We start from the raw sequence: 18,841 nt of genomic DNA on the forward strand, positions 1-18,841 counted from the left end.
GCTAAAAAATCTATGGCGCTTTTACACGCTTAATAGATTCAAACTAGCCAGTATAAGGATGGTTTTGCCAAGTTGCCTATGAACTTGGCAATACCCTGTTTGGAACGCAGGGATTACGGAACGGGAAAACGGCTCTGAGTGGCCCATGATTCTTGAGACAGTGATGGAGACCGTTAGATAGCATGGCATCAGCGCTGTTTATTTTTGTGTGAGATGCAGTGGTTTACTGATCAGGCGAGCAATCATTTTATTAATCGCTACCATCTGCGGCGCATCTTTACTGTAGTAATTATACGGTGGAAGATTGTTGGTACTATAACCCCAGAAATCCCAACATCCTTTGGGATTCATAGGGTTTAGCGTTGATTTTTTAACTTGAGGGAAGAGCACAATCGTGCTGTTGGTATCTGCGGCTTCTAAATAACCCGTTTCTTTTACATATGTTGTCCCTATTACGGAAACGCCTTGTTCACAGCCATGTACGGAGACATGAACGTTACATTGCTCTGTACGGCAATTTTCGGGTATATACACAAACGCGGTTTCGTTCATGCTCGTGAGTGGGCTGTCAAAAAAGGCACTCTGATTAAACTCAATGAGTTCGCCGCTTAATTCCTTGGCCGCAGGGTTCTGGGCTCCGTATATGTGTTCGAGAATACGCTGGGCCTGCGGAATATCGCAATCATTGATATACGGTTCTTGAGTTTTGTCGCACTGGGTGTCGTTTTGATCTGTGGTGATAAAGGCATGGCCTGCGTCAATTCGGTTGTTGTACAGTAGGTGATCGTCACTCACTCCTAGTTTCTGGTAAAACTCGGCGGTGGTGTCTACAACGCCTGTCACGACGGTTTCATCACTTGCTCCAGAGAAGATATATACCTTGTCATTCTTCAGATTGTCTACGGCATCAATTTTGCCGGAATCGGCTGTTTGTTTCGCAAGATCGACCAAAAAACCACTGTTTGGGTACATCATTGACGGGCAGCCGACAATGCTGCCTTTACAGGGATTCATACAGGTCGTTGTTGCGCTCAGAATTGGCGTAATAAACGGGTTGCTGAATGGGTTGTTGCCAGCACAGTTCCATGGGCCTCCTGCTACTATACCTGCACCAACCAGATCTTTAGAGTAGGCAACATGGAATTGAGCAGCCATAAAAGCACCGGAGGATAACCCTGATATGGAGGTTTCGTTGGGAAGAGCATTCAGTGCAGGAAGTTCTGTTTGTGTCGCAAGGACTGTGGTGCTAAGAGAAATAAACAATAGAGCAATTGTGATTCTAAGTTCCTTTATCATGTTTGCCTCCTGGCAATTTATAATATTAACAATAGGTATCGGTTTTGTGTCCTTACAACATGGTGTTGAAACTATGTGGCGTTAACACAAAGATTGCGTGACTTGAAAATGTTGTACACGCTCGGGTTGCCTGTGGGCAATATTCCAGGATGAGAATATGCACATGTGAAATAGGTTGCATCTTTGTTTGTGATTTACGAAAGAAGAATGCGGTTGAGGTATGATTTTCTGGCGTTTGAGTTGTGGGCTTTGCAAGGAACATTAATGCAGGTCAAATAAATCGGTAACGGCCCTGAACCATTCAGGGCCGTTTCATTGTTTGCCCAGCAAAGCTGGCAAACCCGTTCACTTGAAAGATAGTGCAGCCACCCCGATTAACGGGAAGACAATCTGAATGGCAAGGGCGTCACTGGCTAACGGTGGGGGCTGAAGGAAGCCATAGGAAGTTGGTTGGTATTGCCAAGTTGCCTATGAATTTGGCAATACCCTGTTTGGAACGCAGGGATTACGGAACGGGAAAACGGCTCTGAGTGTATGCTCAGGGCCGTTTTTTTATGCGCACGAAGTTATCATTTTAAATAGGCACTATTTTTTCTAAATCGGTATACGCCCTGAATACAAAAAAGGTCAGGGAAACACCCACCTGACCTTTTCTCATACCACAGCAGGGGTAGTGATTAAATAAAGATACTTGAAAGGAAGAAGCCAACAGGTACAGCGCTTACAATTCCCAACGAACCCGGTAGGAAGAATGGGTGGTTGATGATCAGCGAGCCATTCCACCTCTTACTTAAGAATGACCCAGTGTCATCAGTCGCAATAGCGAAAGCCGTGGTTGGGTAGATGTTAGTCATATACAACGCACTAACAGCAACAAAGCTAGCCAAGATAGTACCGGCATCTACACCTAAGGTAGCCGCAATTGGCACTAATAATGCGCTGGTAGCCCCCTGACTAAACAGCAGGGCACTGGTAGCGAAAAAGACGACTGCAAGTAATGCCGGATACTCGTTTAATACACTGCCCGCAAGATCTTTAATTTCACCAATATGGGCACCAATGATGGTAGAACTTAGCCACACAATACCGAGAATAACAATCAAAGATTCAGCACCATCCCTGAAGATTGGGGCATGCTTGATTTCTGATAATTGCACCTTACATGTCATCGCCATCAAGAATGAAATAAATAGCATTGTAATGACAATAATATCTTTAGATCCTAATGTGTGGCCAATCACTGATTTAAACATCAGCATGCAGACAATGAAGATAACACCAGCTAGGAATAACATCACCGAACGTTTGGCTTCTGGGGTCGGCTCTGCATCTTTTTCTTCATCGGAACTAAAGTTAACTAGGCCTTTTTTCACGCGCTCTTGATAGATAGGGTCTTCAGCCAGCTCCACACCCTGCTTGCTGGCAACAAAGGCCGCAACCGCAGAGCCAACTAGTGCCGCAGGAAAGATCACACAGAGGGCATCAAAAAAGTTTACGCCCATCTGCTCTACCACAACATACATAGCAGCTGTTGCACCAGATATAGGCGAGGCAGTAATCGCGATTTGTGACGCGACAACAGCCGAGCTTAACGGTTGGCTTGGGCGAACCCCATTCTCTTTGGCAACCTGTTGAATGACGTTTAAAACAGACATGGCGGTATAGCCAGTGCCTGCAAGGGTTGTTAATATAAAGGTCGTAGCAGGCGCGAGGATATTGATATATTTAGGGTTATTGCGCAACATTTTCTCTGCGCATTTAACCATGTACCCCATACCGCCAGCTTGCTGCATTACGGATAAAGCAAGAATGACCGACATGATGATCAAAATAACAGAAACAGGTATTGTTCCGGGAGATAGGCCCATTATATAGACAGCAATTACCATCCCTACACCACCAGCCAATCCGACACCTATACCACCCAAACGGGCGGCAAGTATGATACAGCCCAACAATAAAATAATTTCCAGTAACAGCATAATAAATCCCTCAATTTTTTTTATATTTATATTACGACATCAGTGTTGAACTGAATTGCAAATTAATTACGGGTAGACAGGCCTCAGATAACAAACCACGTCCGCTAGTTTGTTAACACTGATAAAAATTGTTCGGTTCAGCCTTTTTTAGAAAGCATTTCTTTGTGAAAACTCATCGAGCAGTTGAATTACTGACCTCCGCATCTTGTTCACAAATAAGAAAACACTCTAACAAGTTGAATGTTTATTAAATTCTAAGCAGTCAAAACCCACAAACAATTCTAGTCTTTCTTGTTTTCCTTATGGCGGAGTTTTAATATCTAATTGTTATTAATGGATATTTATATGGTCCCCATACCATATGATTTAGATAGGTTAATAAGTTAAACCATCATAAGAAAACCAACTTTATTATTTACAACAATCATTCGACCTGTGAATTTATAAAGACTCTACTTAGCTTTCGATTGTGTTTGAAATGCCTAAATCAATTCTGTTATGCGGAAACAGCATCATCATAATCTATATTTGATCACAGAATATTTTTCACGATCATGGCTGATAACTAAACACACACTATTGGCTCACTATTTATTAACCAAAGTATGAATAACCCAACAAAAGCAAACTCAAAAACCAACAGAAAGAGGCAGTCTTTCATAAAGTGAAAAATAACAATTTGGCTATTAATTAGATTAAGCGATGATTTGTAATACATGAAACACCTACATTAATCACAAAATAGAATCTGATTACCATAGCTTTAATGTAATGAACCATTTCACTCCATAACATACCGCGAGGCTATGAGGTTTTGTCGCAAACTGGAGTGCTGAGTTATGATCTCCTCTGCTCTCATTTCTTACACCTTAAACAAAAAACGACTGATACTGCTTGGGTGTAATGGCTGTACGCTTTTTAAAATGACGTTGAAAGTGTGCTTGGTCGGCAAAACCTAGTTGTCCTGATGCATCTGTTAAGGTGTTGCCTGCTTTGAGCAGTACCTTTGATTTCTTTATTCGCTCATCCAATTGCAACGCATGGGGTGGCATGCCATAAATCGTATTAAACTGTCGAATGAGATGGTAACGGCTTAGACCTGCTTCTTTTGCTAAATCACTTAACGTGTGATTACTCTCTAGTTGGTCAAGTAATTTCTCATGAACTCGCTTTATATCGGGTGAGGCCTGTTTTTCAGTCTTTGGGAAAGCGATCTTATTTTGCCCAAAATATCGGGTTAAATACTGAATGAAGATACTTTCTGATAGTAGAGGGTTCGGTTCATTCATTAAAGTATCGAACAGGACATTAAATTCGCGGTATAGGTTAGGATCTATTTCATAGCGGTTTGAAAAGGGGAGGTAATCGATATTATAATTATTGAGCATTTCAGATTGAAGAGTCCCGATCCAATGTGTATCAATAAATAACATTCGATAAGACCAATCATCAGCGTCGGGATTACAGCAATGAATATCACCTGGGTTTATGGTGACTGTGTTTGTCGCCTCGATACGGTTTCTTTTATTTAAGTTCTTATAATTGGCAGAGCCGCGGTCGATGACACCAAGCGAAAATTCATCATGAGAATGCGCTTGGTAACAAGCGGCTGACTTTGATGCTTTGCGGATCTCCACAAAAGGCAAGGTTTCGCATTGTATTAGAAAAACGGTGTCGTCTGGCTTCATTGCTACTTCCTTAATATCCCCAAAACATGTGCACCACTGTCCCACCTAAAAGTAACCCCATCACAATATTAAAAGTGACTTGTCGTTTTGTGGTGGATAAATAACGCCCAATGTAATTCCCTGCTGCTGCCCATGCAGAAACACCTAAAAAGCATACCACAAAGGAGATGGCGCAAAAGATGACTAAGTACAGCATAGTGGGTGAGTGTTTCAATACAAATAAGCTTACGCCAGACATCGCGACAAGCCATGCTTTTGGGTTTAGCCCTTGAGATAAGACCCCTTCAAAAAAAGTAGGATGAACTGTATTTTTCAAGTCTTCAGTGTTTTCAGTGCCAACAGTAGTCGCAATTTTAAGCGCCATATAGAGTAAAAATAACCCGCCAAATAATGTAAGCCACCCTGTCATTTCAGGTAGGATTATCAATGCTTGTTCTAGCCCAAGCCCACAAAGTAATACGATAAAGGTATAAGCGAATGTAGCGCCAAGAACATGAAAGACGGCTTTTTGATACCCAAATTGTGCCCCAGCACTGGCGGCGATGATATTGACGGGACCCGGTGATACAGCACCAACAAAAGCAAAGACTGACATCGAGAGTAAAATTGACTGCATAATGGCTCCAATCTAATCTGGTAGCTATCAGCCTAAAGGGGACGATGATGTAAGTATTGAACGAAATTGCTCTGTCCAGCAGTTACTTCAAGCAAACTGGGTATAAATTGGCTTAATGGAGTACGATAATCAATATTACGCAAGTCATCGTTATGTCTATGTATTTATTGACAACCAAAAGGATTTTTACGTGGTTAACCTTCGAGAAATGCGTGTGGATGAGTATCCCGCTTACTGCGGCTATTTCATTGCTTACCATAACCAACGAGCATTCGCGCTGTATCAAGCCGTTGGGTTTACAATCTCGGGCTACAATATGTCAAAAAATATAAGCATGTAATTACGTGTTCTCTTAACCCAATATTATATCGCCCAAGATGACCCGTTGTCTGATTTTGAAAAAACGGCTCTGAGGGTATGTTCAGAGCCTTTCTTTCTCTTGGTATTAGAAGTTAGAGGCTGCTTACTTTAGATCCATCTTTGCTGTCTTTTGCGTTTTCCTCAAGAAAGTCCATTACTTGCTTTCTCTCTGCGGGGTTTAATCCTGCCCGAGGGAACATACTTTTGGTAATGCCTTGCCATTGTACTTTGGTGTATTGACGGGGATCTTTTGCTGAATGACACATGGTGCAACGTTGATAAAAAAGCTTCTCCCCAGCACTTTGCTTAACATCATTTAGCTTTATTTGATCGACAGCTAGGGTGATATTCAGCTTGGCAATATTAGTGCCGTTGTCTATGGCTAATATTTGTGGTGGTTCAAACGCCAAGTTTGATGATTCTGAGTCTCGACAGCGTTGAATATATGCTAAACAGGTATTTGCACTGTTGGCTTGGCTCAACTCACTGGAAGCATTGCTAGAGGTTAAAACATTAATCGCCCCGCTGTTACAACGTCCCTGACTGTCAAATTGTAACCACGCGCCTTCTTCGAGGCTGATCACCCCTGGCATGATCTTTTTAGACACTTTTGCGCCTGCAATAAGTCGTCCCCGATCATTAAAGATCTCTACTAGCTGACCAGAACGGATCCCATGTTTTTCTGCATCTTGATCATTGATCAGTACGTACTGTCTTCCTTGTACATCTTCGCGTTTACGTACATCTGCATTTGCCATTTGCGAGTGTAAACGCATATACGGATGAGGGCTAACAACATGCACGGCATTGGTTTTTGCATTACCAAGGTATTCAAACGGTTCAATGAAGGTTGGCATGGGTGGGCAATCTTTCACTTCAAAATCAGCAATGTCTTGGCAGAAAAGCTCAATTTTTCCTGATGTGGTATGAAGTGGAAATTGTTCAGGATCTTGATAGAAATCCCCATGCCTTACCCAGTCATTGGCAGATTCAGCGATAGGGAGGTGCGCGACACCTTGTTGCCAAAAGTCTTCAAATGGCAAGGTTGCTGATGAGGCTTTATAAGCACGTTTTAAAATATCATTGAAGGCTAAACCATCGGTAAATTGCTCTTCAACACCAAATATTTTTGAGAGTTGACGGAAGATCTCAAAGTCATCCAAGCTTTCGCCATAAGGTTGGATTACTTGGCGCATCGCATAGATTTTATCGTTACTGTATGTGCCGCCAGAGGAGAGGTCATCACGTTCTAGTGAACTCGTTGCAGGCAGTACGATGTCAGCATAGCGGGAAGAAGCACACCACCAGGGATCTTGGCAAATAAAGGTATCGACCTTTTGGTTTAATGCCGCAATCAACTCATTGGTATTTTGTTGATGTGATAAGAGATTATTGCCTGCGTTATAGATGACTTTAATGTCAGGGTAGGTATATTCGATGCCGTCACGGGTAAAGCGTTTACCTGGGTTATTTAACATTTCAGAGATACGCGATGCAGGGCAAACTTTATCTACCGGATTTTTGCCCTGTGATAAACCAACAGGCAATGCTTTACCTGATTGAGGCATACCGCCGTTGCCATAGTGCCAGCTAAAACCAACCCCTTCTCCGGGCTTGCCTATTTTACCCAACATAGCTGCAAAATTAATGATCGCCCAGTGAACCATTTCACCATGATCAGCCCGTTGAAGTGACCAACCTGCGGCAAACTGTGTTTTTTTGTTTGCGAATAGCTCTGCCATTTCTTTGATCTTTTCAGCAGAAATACCAGTGATTTTCTCTGCCCATTGTGGTGACTTCACAATCCCATCATTTTCGCCCATCAGATGGTCAATATATTTATCGGCACCCACGGTATAGCGCGCTAAATACGTTGGGTCATACAGTTCTCTTTCATAGGCATATTGCGCCATGGCAAGAAATAGGGCGGTATCGGTATTAGGTACTATTTTTACCCAGTCAGCATCTAGTTCATCATCGGTACGGGTACGCTGTGGGTTGATCGAAATAAATTTAATGCCTTTCTCTGCAAACTGTTTCCAGCGAGGGTACATTTGATGATCTGCGACGCGAAATTCAATGCGGTTATTTTTCCAAGGGTCACAACCGATGAGTACAAAGACTTCGGTATGCTTTTCAATAACAGGCCATGCTGTTTGTGGTGAGTAGACTTCCATATCACCAATAACATGAGGCAAGATAACTTGAGATGCGCCACCAGAGTAATCACCCGTTGTTGTACTCTGCCCACCGATTAAATTAAAGAAACGCCCCTGCAATACTTGAGGTCGCATTAAACCTGCATGAGACCAACCCCCATAAGAGCTACTAAAAATAGCCTCATTTCCAAACTCTTTGGCTGTGGTTTGAATGCTATCGGCCACAAGAGATAAAGCCGTTTCCCAGCTGACTCGTACAAAAGGTTCTTTCCCGCGTAAATGGGGCTTATTGTCACCTTTCGGATCTGCAAGGTAAGATTGTCTTACCATGGGATATTTCACCCGAGTTTTATCATAGACACGGCTCAGAAGGCCTTCGGTCAACATTTCAGTTGGCATCGCATCCAGTTCTTTACGGGGCTGAACACCAATTAAAATACCGTCTTTAACTATCGCGTTAAAAGGCCCCCAGTGACTTGCGTGCGGAATCACATCAACATCATCGTCAGCAAAAATTTTCGATGCAGGAAAGATCGCTAAACCACCCGCTGCGGCAACAGCTGTGGCAATAGAGGTTTTTAATAAGGTACGACGAGAAATAGCCATCATCATTTTCATTTTTGTTAGTTGTGACTACGATACTAACCCCATAAAGAGGTATTTTAAATATACATTTAATCAATTTTATATTTAAGAAAGGTTATCTATATACATGAAAATGATTCATCGACGTGTATCGATAGCCGTTACTGAGTGGATAAGCTACTTGCTGTTTTTTTTTTCGGCCAGTAATAAAAAATATAATGCCATCCTACCCACAAGACTAACCCTGTCGCAACGGTAATTTCAAATATGCCTAATCGTTCTAACCAAGCCCAGTGTGGATGATCCAGTACTAGCCAGTCGGTTAAACGGTCGATCGATACCGCACTAATTACCGAAGGAAAAGTAACAGCTGCTAATGATGGTTGAAACCGATGTTTTAAAAGATCGAAATAACACAAATACACCAGAATAGTCATGGTGATACCGATGCCTGCTAATGCGCCCACTAATACAGGGTCGGGTTCAGCGACATTCAGTAAATAAGCTGTTAAAGAAAGGTTGACGGGAGCTGCCATAATGGCCAATGTCGGCCTTGCTGGACGAGGCATTCTACCTGCAAAGCACAAGCGATATAGCACAACAGGTAGCATGATAAAATATACAGCGATACAGAAGTGCGTCATGGTAACGGCTAAATCGGAGTGTCCTAGTTGAGCGCCTGCTAACGTGCCACTGATAGCACCGACAGGGTATAAAAACCAACTAGGGTAGAGATTGATTAAGCGGAATTTACGAAGCTGAAAACTAAAAAAAAGTATCATCATAGTAAAATGAAGCAGTAAGGCAGGGTACCAAAGTAAGCGGGCACTCACTACATGCATAGAAGACCAATAATCTGATAAAACTAGCATAGTCATCGACATCGGTGCCATTAAACTGCCATAAAGCGGGTGTTTTAGATCGACAATAAATAATTGCGGATTGAAGATATATTTGAGTACTACAGGTATTAATAGACAGGCACCAATAAGAGCACATATTCCGCGAATAATATCGCCACTAGTGGGTAAAAAGAGTGACCATGCTAATCCTAGCCCTGTAAAAGCCAATGCTAATGCGGCTTGGGCTGTAGGAACTTGTTGTAAAGCAACGCCTATTACTGACATCTATATCACAATCCTTCTGATTTCGATTCATTTTCGTGGGGCTAAGAATGCTCTCAAACCTGGCGCTAGAGAATCCGTTACAAATGTTACACTAAAACAACATTGTATTGTTTAATCGATGCTTAAAAGTGGCATTTTAAGTCAACATTTTATCGTCGTTTTAGTGGTGAAAGTCAGTGTAAATCTTTGGATAAATGAAATTTTGCAGTTGTCTCTATAGATATAAAAAAATAATTTGCTTAATTCGCAATCCTTGACCATATTTAAGTTGTGACCTGTATTGAGTGTTTAAATGGTTTAGCTTCTCGGAGGATATGAGCGGTACTCGTCTTACTCAGAATGCAGGTTTCAGGGGGTGTTTGATGATTACATCAGGTACCTTGTGATACAAAGCAACAAAGCAACAAAGCAACAAAGCAACAAAGCAACAAAAGTAATAAGTAAAAGAAGCAAAGTAACAAGTAAAAAAGTAAGTAAATGTGTAATGCGAAAAGCACTAAGTCGACAACTTCAGTGTTAACAATTTGGTAGATACACCGAAAATTTGTTTTACTTCGCCAATATAGACTAGTTCGATAAAGCTACTTATAGCATCGAATACGGCATACTCATCGTAATGAGTGGCGAAGACAGAAAGACGATATACAGTAAAAAACCTTGCGTGTGCTGAGTAGGTAGACGAAGGTAAGTAAATCGAACAAAGCCGCACTGCAATGGTGCGGCTTATCTTTTGGTTTCGATAAACTGTCCATTATTAGCCTTCTGCGTTGAAGCCATTGCCGTGATGGTGACTGACGTATCTGAATTTCCTAGAGCGTACCCATGAAGGCAAGCGTGAGTTAGCCTTTGATGATGACACTTACCGCACCTTGCCTCCCGCGATATTGGTCATTTTCCGCGGCGGCAGAGAATTAATTTAATTTATCAGTCAGAATTGTGACGATTTGGGCGCATGAAATGGGCTATCAGGTCTACTATAAAGTGGGTAAGCTTTCTATTTCGCCGCAGGTGAAAGCACTACCATCATTAACGAAGCGGTTACTACTGCGAGTTAACCAAAAAGGACAGATGATGACCCATTTAAACCAAGCTCAAGCCCTGTTTAAAGAGCATTTAACCATTGAATCACTGCGCCATCTCGACAAGTTGGAGAAGCTGACCAGTGGCGAAGAGGCCGATCAGATCGGTGAACTCTGGGAAGTGGTGATGGCAGATGCAGATGAGGCCGTACTAGAGCAAGCCCGAGAAGAAGGGCTGATTTAATGGCAGGTGCTAACTATTCAATCACCTTAGAAGGCAATGTTCATGCACTGTTTTTATGGGTATCCGTAAATCATTGCCATCATTGGTCAAGATAAACAACTAATAAGTCGGTCTCAACGGCATTTGCCAATTTGGGTACAGATGAGAATAGACGACTCAAAAATGTATGATGGTGGCCGCAAACAACTAAATCGATATCCATTTCTTTAACTATTCCTGATAGTTTTATATGAAGATCGCCTATGACGACTAAGGTATCTGTAATCGGATAATCACTCTGATCCGCCAGTGTTTGTAACTCTTTCTGTAATGTCAGTTTTTCTTTTTGTGCCAAAACCACCTTATCAACATCCACAAAAACAAATGAAAGTTTGCAATTAGCGCCTTTAGCTAATGAGATCGCTTTATCAATCACTATCTGGCTGGATTGAGATAAATCAACAGCCACTAATATGTGCTTATAGCTCATTACTTTTCTTCCAGTTAGTTATTATATGCTTACCTTAAGTCTAGCACCGGAGAGGTTCACTCTAATTCAGAAAACCAAGAAAAACCAAAAATAATCGGCTTAAATTTCAATCAAAAGTGACTGTTGTTTGTCGGATATCATCGTTAAACCGTGAACCGTACAGATGTTAAACTCTTGGCTGACTCATCTGTGCCCCGAAATGTGTTGTACGTTTTAAGACAGTTCATGAGTAGCATAAAGCAAAGCAGGTAGATCTTGATATTATTGAATATACTTATGTACTGTTGCTAATAACGTATTATTTTTACACTACCTTTAGATTGTGATTGTAACGGAAGGAGTAAAGTCATATGCCACTTTTTGCCTGTCCAACTTGCGAAAAACTAATTTCGAAACGAGCCAATAGCTGCCCACAGTGCGGTGAGCCAGACCCATTTAACTACTATAGCCGCAAGAGTTGGATTGAACGTTTAGTGTGGACAGTTGTGATAGTGGTAATCGTAGTCTTTAGCTGGCAGGTGTTGTTCCCAATGTTAATGGAAGCTGTGCGCTAACTATCTAGCGGTTTCATTTGCCAAACCTCGCGGGCGGCTACAGTTTTTCATTATTTCAATTTAATTTTGATAAATATTATAGTTATTATCATTGAAATAGTTATCTATATGTTTTTAAAGGCTTAAAAGCTCTTATCCACAAAAACAGTGGGTAACTATGGCTTGGGTATATAACCATTGCCTCTAACAGGCAGTTTATCTTAATCAGATTATCGTTAGAGGCGGTTAATAATCTCGGGCCGGTTTCTATATGCCACATTCCCAGTATGAGTTTTTATTCATAAGCGTTTAATTATCCTTCTGTAAATACCACTTAGGGAGTGTTTAATTATGGTGCTAACTGTAATATTAAGACTGAATAGTGACGTTAAAAGTCAAGAAATTGACCCTTATTGCGCTGGGTCACGATTGCTTTAAATACCTGTGGGGCATTGTATTTTTATGCGGCATCATTTGATAAATTATGCAGTTGTAATAGACATTATCACTAAGGTTAATCATGCCTAACCCATTTCGCTCGATTACAATTCGAACGACAATATTATTAGTTTTTATCATCCCAACTTCTTTTTTATTATTCTTTATTGGAATGCAAATTGATGCTGCAAATAAGCAACTTGTTAATGCAGAGGTATCAAGTGAAACTATTGAGCTGTTTAATCTTTACGATGAAGTTGCTCATCAATTTGCGGTTGAGCGTGGTTTAACTGCGGGGGTTATCGCTGCGAAAGGGCAAGGTACGCAGCGTGATAAATTGAATAATCAGCGTAACGTTGCTGATCAGGCTTACCGTAATTTAGTTGAATTTAAACCAGAAAGCCTTGATATGGTTTTAGTGCGTGATTTGTTGCGTGCTGTACAGAATGAATTAGATAATCGTCAAAGTATTCGTACGCAAGTGGATCGTTTAGCCATTGTTGATTCACCTTTTGCTTATTATTCAAATGTGAATACTTTATCGCTCGATAACCTATCTATGTTGCTAACACAAATTAGCAACCGTGATTTAAAACAAGAACTGCAAGGGTTGCTGTCTTTGCTTGTCGTTAAAGAGCAAGCAGGTAAAGCTAGGGGGGCATTAAACGGTGCTTTTGCAGGTAAGCGTTCTTCGTTAGACCAATATGCCCAAGTCAGTAGCTATATTGATGCCGAGCGTTACGCTTTACGTCAAGCTAACATGTTATTGGAAGGTGATGCTAAACGTCGTATTAGTGAAACAGCGCAAGCCAATACTTGGCAGCAAGTGATGACAATTCAACAACAGTATTTATCTCAGAAAAATACGTTGTCATCCATTCAAGGCCCGACAGCTTCTGTATGGTTTGATTTAGCCACTCAACGCATTGGTTTAGTTAAAGGGTTACGCGATAGTTTGACTGCTGATATTTTATTAAAAGCTCAAGCTAATCGAGACAATGCGAGCTTTGTTCGATTACTGTATATCAGCTTAAGTGTTTTGGTGATCTTGCCTTTGATCTTACTAACTATGCAGTCAGTTATAAAGCTGCGTCGTCGTGTATCTGGCTTTACGCAAAAGCTAGATATTATGGCTAGAAATAAAGATCTCACCGTACGTTTATCTGATGACCAATCTGATGAAATAGGGGAAATAGCTCGTCATTTTGATGGTCTTGCTATTAGTTTGAGTGACACTTTAGCAAAGTCACTTCGTGTTGCGAGTCAGACTCAACAAGAAATGGTGGCTATGGTCGCGTTAGTTGATACCGCTCGTACGGTGAGTGAGCAGACCCACCAACGCTGTGACAGTATTGCCGCTGCGATGACTGAAATGGCGCAAACGAGTGATCAAGTTGCAGGCATTACAGGTGAAGCACAAACGAGCACTGATTTGGTGAAAACCAACGCGATGGCTTGTTATGATCAGGGGGAACAATCTTTTGTTACCACAACACGCTTGCTTGATAGTGTTAATCAAACTTATGAGTGCATTGAAGGGCTAGAAAAGCAGATGGTTAATGTATCTCAGATCCTTGATACGATTAATGCAATCTCTGAGCAGACGAACTTACTTGCTTTGAATGCTGCAATTGAAGCTGCCCGTGCAGGTGAGCAAGGTCGTGGTTTTGCTGTAGTCGCTGATGAAGTACGAACTTTGGCACAGCGTAGTAAGCAATCAACAGAAGATATTCGACATTTACTTGATGGTATCGGTGAGAATGCCAAAGTGTCATTTGTGAACATGCAGCAAAGTCGTGAAGCGAGTTATGAAACTCAAAGTGTTGTGTCAGAAACGAAAACACTAATGGAAGCGTTGATTGGTACTGTAAATGATATTGCAGAATTCAACACCAGTATCGCTACCGCGTCAGAGCAACAATCGCAAACAACAAACACTGTTGATTCCGATGTTGATAATTTATTAGAAATGGCGCAAAGCACTAATCAAACGATTGTTAGTATTCATGCTGAAATGGATATTGTTCAACAACGTATGGCTGAATTAGTGCATGAAGTGACGGCATTTAAACTGGATGTTGTTTCTAATTAATTTTTAATTGGTTCTTATTGATGAAAGGATTCACGCATGTGGATCCTTACCATCACGTTAAATCCTATTGTCCCCTTCACCGCGAATATAACCCAATGCGTCACAACGTTCATCGATGTTATCAAAGTTCCATGTTGGGAACATTTTTACATCTCGATGAGTTTTGTGGGAGTAAATTTCAAGTAGAGCAAAAAAAAGCCCTAATCTGACAAGCAGAATAGGGAAAATATTTCTATAAAAGAATTTATAGAAAATAACGTGTAGAAGATAACTTGTATGGTTTCATATTCCGTCAGTGGGAATTGTGATGTTCGTCCAATATTTGACGGTAAATAGAGTTTTAACTCTAAAATTTACCGTTGAAATATGATTATCAAAGTAACCAGAATTGCCAGCCTGAATGTTTTGATGCAGAGGTTTGGATCCACAGTGAGGGAATGCGACTTAGAAAGTGAGGGCAGGTTTGCTCAAGATTGAACTCTGCTATTAGTTGAAGAGCGTGCCCTAAGACCCGCTCTTCAATTTCTAGCACTACGTTCTCTTTTTTAATTCTATTCTTGCCAGCGTTTGAAAATCAATGATGTATTGATACCGCCAAACGCAAAGTTATTGCTCATAATATATTGGCAATTAATATTGCGCCCTTCACCGCGAATATAATCTAATGCACCACAACGTTCATCGACGTTATCAAGGTTCAATGTTGGGCTAAACCAGCCCGTGTGCATCATTTCTAAACTCAGCCATGCTTCAATGGCACCACAGGCACCAAGAGTATGACCAAAATAGCTTTTTAGTGAGCTAATCGGTGCTTTATCGCCGAAGATGTTGGCTGTTGCATTACTTTCTGCAATATCACCCTTTTCTGTCGCCGTGCCATGTGCAGAAACGTAGTCGATAGATTCTGGTGACAAATTCGCATTTTTTAACGCCATTTCCATACAAAGTTGCATGGTTTCTTGTTGTGGCTGAGTAACATGAGCCGCATCGCAGTTACTGGCGAAGCCAACCAGTTCTGCATAAATTTTGGCACCACGTGCAATAGCGTGTTCGTATTCTTCTAGTACCAAGGTACCTGCACCTTCACCAATCACTAAACCATCGCGATCGGTATCATAGGGGCGAGGGGTCGTTTTAGGTGCATCATTCTTGAGGCTAGTCGCGAACAAAGTATCAAAAACCGCCGACTCTGTTGGGCATAACTCTTCAGCGCCGCCTGCAATCATGACTGTTTGGTAGCCGTGCTTAATCGCTTCATAGGCATAACCGATAGCTTGGCTGCCAGACGTACATGCGCTACTGGTTGGAATAACACGACCACGAAAACCAAAGAATAAACCGACGTTAACCGCGGTTGTATGGGGCATCATTTGCACATAGGTTGTAGCGGTGATGGCTCTGGTGCTCTTTTCATTTAGCATTACACCAAAGGCACCAATAGCGGGGGTACTACCAGTCGATGAGCCGTAAGCAATGCCGGTTTCACCGTTAGTCAGTACGTCGTTATCGAGTAACCCGCTTTGTATTAGTGCATTCTCTGTCGCTAAGGTTGAGAGTTTGGATACCCGACCCATAGAGCGAATTTTTTTACGGGTATAATGCTTAGGCAGTGAAAAGTCATTAATAGGCGCGGCAAGTTTTGTATTTAAGCCATCATATTGTTCATAATCGACCATATACTGGGTCGCATTCTCACAAGCACGCAATTTAGGCTCGATGGCCTTCCAGTCATTTCCTAAAGCAGTTACGCCAGACATGCCTGTTACAACAACACGACGGATCATATTAGTCCTCCATTTACCGAAATTACTTGGCGGGTTACATACGCCGCGATATCAGACATCAAGTAGCTAACAAGACCCGCGACTTCTTCAGGTTCGCCCATGCGACGTAATGGTACTTGTGGCAAGGCATGTTCTTTAACATGTTCATCAACCATACCTGTATCGATTAAGCCGGGTGCGACGCAGTTAACCGTAATTTTTCGTTTAGCAAGCTCGAGTGCTAACGATTTGGTTGCACCAATGACGCCTGCTTTTGCTGCGCTGTAGTTGGTTTGGCCACGGTTACCTATAATGCCAGAAACAGACGCTAATGTAATAATACGGCCACCTTTGCGTTTCTGTACCATTGGCATAACGCAAGGGTGAAGTACGTTATAAAAGCTGTCGAGATTGGTATGAATAACACCGTCCCACTCTTCTTCTGTCATCGCTGGGAATGCGGTATCGCGGGTAATACCTGCGTTACTGACTACACCATAGTAGGCACCATACTCAGCAATGTCGGCTTCAAGTTGTTCACGGCATTGAGCACGATCACTGATATCAAATTGAATGATACGACCCGAACCGCCAGCGTGCTGAATATCACTTAATGTTGCTTCTGCGCCAGACTTGTCGCTCATGTAATGTACTGCGATAGTAAAGCCGTCTTTAGCAAGCTGTGTAGCAACAGCACGCCCAATACCTTTGCTCGCGCCTGTTACTAATACCTGTCGGGTCATGAAAGATTCCTATTTTCTTGAGAGTGACCAATCATTTGATCTAATTGTTCTGGTGATGGTACAAATGCATTTAATTGGCTCGTGGCTAATAATGCCCCTTGGTGTTCAATGCGGCAGATGAAAACGGCCATTCCATTATTTTCCATTAGGCGTTCAGCATAAATATCGAGTAAATCGCCTTCATTAAAGGCACTGCATTCTGCTTGGTAGCGGCGACAACCGAGTAAAAAACCAATGGGTGAAGGTTTGCCTTGTTTCCAAGCATGGTACCCCGCCCAACCTGCCACAGATTGAGCCATGAACTCAATGCCGACATGCCCAGAAATGCTGCGGGTTTCAGGATCGAAAAAAATGCAGCTTTCGTTGATATTCACCTGGCAATGAACATGTTCTTCACCTACGTCGATGAGCTCATCAACCAACACCATAGGTGTGTCATGAGGAATAAGTTGATGCAGATGTGGAATATTAGTCATGTGTGTACCCAAATATCAGGCTAATGTTATTGCCACCAAAGGCAAATGAATTACTTAAAATCGCGGGCTGAACAAGCTTCGTATTCGGTTCAACTAACGAAATGGGGGCAAGGCTGTCTGCTATTTCACCATCATTGATTTGTACTGGAAGATCAATGCTGTAATGCAATATGTGCCAACAAATAGCGGCTTCAACAGCACTGGCTGCCCCTAAAGTATGGCCAGTAAACGGTTTTGTTGAGCTTACTGGTGTTTTTGTACCAAAGACACGATGAATCGCCTTCGCTTCCATTTCGTCATTTAACGGGGTTGCTGTACCGTGGGCATTGATGTAGCCAATGTTTTCTGGGTCTAGCCCTGCATCATCCAGTGCTTTGCGCATTGCTTCTTCTGCACCATTGCCTTCTGGGTGTGGCGCCGAGATGTGGTGGGCGTCAGAGCTATCACCAACACCTAACAAAGCGATCTGCTGTTTGGCTTGTTTTTCGTCAGACTCTGGCGTTAAGGCTAACAACATGAATGCGGCCGCTTCACCAATATTAATGCCATCACGGTTTTTGCTAAAAGGGTTACATAAGGTGTTTGAAAGTGCGTCTAAACCGTGGAAACCATTTAAGGTTAGCTGACAAAGAGAATCGACCCCACCGACGATAACAGCATCAACAATGCCCATTTTTAATAATCGTTTGGCTGAAAGAAAAACCCTACCGCTTGAAGAACAAGCCGTTGAAATGGTATAGGTTGGCCCTTCTAGCCCTAAATAATCAGCAACAAATTCAGCGGGATTACCAATTTCTTGTTGGTAGTAATGATAATCAGCAGGAAAAGTGCCGTTATCCATCTGCTGGCTTAAGGCTTTCTCGCCATCTGAAATACCCGAGGTGCTGGTGCCGATGATTACAGCGAGACGATCTTTGCCATATTGATTAATCGCATGCTCAATCGGTGCAGTAATTTGCTGCAAGGCTGATAGTGCAAGGCGATTATTGAAAGTATCTTGCTGCTGGTAGCGTGCTGGCACAGCGGGTAGGGATTCGCGTATTTTACCTACAACCGTGTCAGAACCATCATTCAACCAGCCTTTTACTGGCAGCATATCGGGTGAAGTCCCTTGCTGCAGGCGTGAATGTATTTCTTCTGCATTTTTGCCTAGCGCAGAATGGAACCCACAGCCATGAATATATACAGGCGTTATTTTTCTTTCTCTTTTTGTGGTGTTCAGCATATTAATTGTCATCGCCTTTCTTATTA

15 protein-coding genes are annotated in these 18,841 nt (G+C 42.1%); 4 read left to right on the top strand and 11 right to left on the bottom strand.

The window, feature by feature from the left end; all coding sequences use genetic code 11:
- Positions 1-198 precede the first annotated feature (198 nt).
- The 4 genes from C9J47_RS01620 to C9J47_RS01635 form a co-directional block, all read right to left on the bottom strand.
- Positions 199-1,296, bottom strand: a complete 1,098-nt coding sequence (locus C9J47_RS01620; RefSeq protein ID WP_107251942.1) for an extracellular catalytic domain type 2 short-chain-length polyhydroxyalkanoate depolymerase — start codon at positions 1,294-1,296, stop codon at positions 199-201.
- A 677-nt stretch (positions 1,297-1,973) separates the two neighbouring features.
- On the bottom strand, positions 1,974-3,278 hold the full coding sequence (locus C9J47_RS01625; RefSeq protein WP_107251943.1) for an anaerobic C4-dicarboxylate transporter: 1,305 nt from the start codon (positions 3,276-3,278) through the stop codon (positions 1,974-1,976).
- An 869-nt stretch (positions 3,279-4,147) separates the two neighbouring features.
- Positions 4,148-4,966: an AraC family transcriptional regulator gene (locus C9J47_RS01630; protein WP_107251944.1), complete on the bottom strand. Its 819-nt coding sequence runs from the start codon at positions 4,964-4,966 to the stop codon at positions 4,148-4,150.
- Positions 4,967-4,976: 10 nt separating this feature from the next.
- Positions 4,977-5,582 (bottom strand): LysE family translocator, encoded by a 606-nt coding sequence (locus C9J47_RS01635; RefSeq protein WP_107251945.1) that lies wholly within the window; start codon positions 5,580-5,582, stop codon positions 4,977-4,979.
- 190 nt (positions 5,583-5,772) lie between these two features.
- On the opposite strand from C9J47_RS01635, the gene C9J47_RS27555 reads away from it, so the two are divergent.
- Complete coding sequence (locus C9J47_RS27555) at positions 5,773-5,922, top strand: hypothetical protein (protein ID WP_245903247.1); 150 nt, start codon at positions 5,773-5,775, stop codon at positions 5,920-5,922.
- Between the two features lie 112 nt (positions 5,923-6,034).
- On the opposite strand, the gene C9J47_RS01645 is transcribed toward C9J47_RS27555, so the two are convergent.
- Together C9J47_RS01645 and C9J47_RS01650 are read right to left on the bottom strand one after the other, a co-directional pair.
- Positions 6,035-8,707, bottom strand: a complete 2,673-nt coding sequence (locus C9J47_RS01645) for a molybdopterin-dependent oxidoreductase (protein ID WP_107251946.1) — start codon at positions 8,705-8,707, stop codon at positions 6,035-6,037.
- Positions 8,708-8,847: 140 nt separating this feature from the next.
- Positions 8,848-9,813: a TDT family transporter gene (locus C9J47_RS01650; protein ID WP_107251947.1), complete on the bottom strand. Its 966-nt coding sequence runs from the start codon at positions 9,811-9,813 to the stop codon at positions 8,848-8,850.
- A gap of 957 nt (positions 9,814-10,770) precedes the next feature.
- Here C9J47_RS01650 and C9J47_RS27275 point away from each other — a divergent pair.
- Positions 10,771-11,076, top strand: coding sequence for a hypothetical protein (locus C9J47_RS27275; RefSeq protein ID WP_245903249.1), 306 nt, complete (start codon positions 10,771-10,773; stop codon positions 11,074-11,076).
- 79 nt (positions 11,077-11,155) lie between these two features.
- Here C9J47_RS27275 and C9J47_RS01660 read toward each other — a convergent pair whose 3' ends face one another.
- Entirely contained in the window at positions 11,156-11,545 is a 390-nt protein-coding gene (locus C9J47_RS01660) for a universal stress protein (RefSeq protein ID WP_011220189.1), read from the bottom strand.
- A 350-nt stretch (positions 11,546-11,895) separates the two neighbouring features.
- Here C9J47_RS01660 and C9J47_RS01665 point away from each other — a divergent pair, with 350 nt between their 5' ends.
- Entirely contained in the window at positions 11,896-12,099 is a 204-nt protein-coding gene (locus tag C9J47_RS01665; RefSeq protein ID WP_107251948.1) for a hypothetical protein, read from the top strand.
- Between the two features lie 499 nt (positions 12,100-12,598).
- A complete protein-coding gene (locus C9J47_RS01670) occupies positions 12,599-14,608 on the top strand; it encodes a methyl-accepting chemotaxis protein (RefSeq protein WP_107251949.1) in 2,010 nt (669 codons plus the stop codon).
- Between the two features lie 551 nt (positions 14,609-15,159).
- On the opposite strand, the gene C9J47_RS01675 is transcribed toward C9J47_RS01670, so the two are convergent.
- From C9J47_RS01675 to C9J47_RS01690, 4 genes are read right to left on the bottom strand one after another with little or no spacing between them, the layout of a single operon-like run.
- Entirely contained in the window at positions 15,160-16,392 is a 1,233-nt protein-coding gene (locus tag C9J47_RS01675) for a beta-ketoacyl-ACP synthase (protein ID WP_107251950.1), read from the bottom strand.
- Positions 16,389-17,114, bottom strand: a complete 726-nt coding sequence (locus C9J47_RS01680; RefSeq protein WP_107251951.1) for a 3-ketoacyl-ACP reductase FabG2 — start codon at positions 17,112-17,114, stop codon at positions 16,389-16,391. The genes C9J47_RS01675 and C9J47_RS01680 overlap by 4 nt, the downstream gene beginning before the upstream one ends.
- Positions 17,111-17,590 carry a hotdog family protein gene (locus C9J47_RS01685; RefSeq protein WP_107251952.1) on the bottom strand — a complete coding sequence of 160 codons (480 nt, stop codon included), beginning with the start codon at positions 17,588-17,590 and terminating at the stop codon, positions 17,111-17,113. Before C9J47_RS01685 ends, C9J47_RS01680 begins: the two co-directional genes overlap by 4 nt.
- Positions 17,583-18,827, bottom strand: a complete 1,245-nt coding sequence (locus C9J47_RS01690) for a beta-ketoacyl-[acyl-carrier-protein] synthase family protein (protein WP_107251953.1) — start codon at positions 18,825-18,827, stop codon at positions 17,583-17,585. The genes C9J47_RS01685 and C9J47_RS01690 overlap by 8 nt, the downstream gene beginning before the upstream one ends.
- Positions 18,828-18,841: the final 14 nt, after the last annotated feature.

This window comes from Photobacterium indicum (assembly GCF_003026215.1).
Classification (GTDB): domain Bacteria; phylum Pseudomonadota; class Gammaproteobacteria; order Enterobacterales; family Vibrionaceae; genus Photobacterium; species Photobacterium indicum.

Bases quoted from the DNA above. Each gene is read 5' to 3' on its own strand.
- C9J47_RS01645 (WP_107251946.1), bottom strand. From the start codon at position 8,707: ATGGCTATTTCTCGTCGTACCTTATTAAAAACCTCTATTGCCACAGCT.
- C9J47_RS01620 (WP_107251942.1), bottom strand. From the start codon at position 1,296: ATGATAAAGGAACTTAGAATCACAATTGCTCTATTGTTTATTTCTCTT.
- C9J47_RS01670 (WP_107251949.1), top strand. From the start codon at position 12,599: ATGCCTAACCCATTTCGCTCGATTACAATTCGAACGACAATATTATTA.
- C9J47_RS01665 (WP_107251948.1), top strand. From the start codon at position 11,896: ATGCCACTTTTTGCCTGTCCAACTTGCGAAAAACTAATTTCGAAACGA.
- C9J47_RS01675 (WP_107251950.1), bottom strand. From the start codon at position 16,392: ATGATCCGTCGTGTTGTTGTAACAGGCATGTCTGGCGTAACTGCTTTA.
- C9J47_RS01635 (WP_107251945.1), bottom strand. From the start codon at position 5,582: ATGCAGTCAATTTTACTCTCGATGTCAGTCTTTGCTTTTGTTGGTGCT.
- C9J47_RS27275 (WP_245903249.1), top strand. From the start codon at position 10,771: ATGGGCTATCAGGTCTACTATAAAGTGGGTAAGCTTTCTATTTCGCCG.
- C9J47_RS01650 (WP_107251947.1), bottom strand. From the start codon at position 9,813: ATGTCAGTAATAGGCGTTGCTTTACAACAAGTTCCTACAGCCCAAGCC.
- C9J47_RS01685 (WP_107251952.1), bottom strand. From the start codon at position 17,590: ATGACTAATATTCCACATCTGCATCAACTTATTCCTCATGACACACCT.
- C9J47_RS01660 (WP_011220189.1), bottom strand. From the start codon at position 11,545: ATGAGCTATAAGCACATATTAGTGGCTGTTGATTTATCTCAATCCAGC.
- C9J47_RS01630 (WP_107251944.1), bottom strand. From the start codon at position 4,966: ATGAAGCCAGACGACACCGTTTTTCTAATACAATGCGAAACCTTGCCT.
- C9J47_RS01625 (WP_107251943.1), bottom strand. From the start codon at position 3,278: ATGCTGTTACTGGAAATTATTTTATTGTTGGGCTGTATCATACTTGCC.
- C9J47_RS01680 (WP_107251951.1), bottom strand. From the start codon at position 17,114: ATGACCCGACAGGTATTAGTAACAGGCGCGAGCAAAGGTATTGGGCGT.
- C9J47_RS01690 (WP_107251953.1), bottom strand. From the start codon at position 18,827: ATGACAATTAATATGCTGAACACCACAAAAAGAGAAAGAAAAATAACG.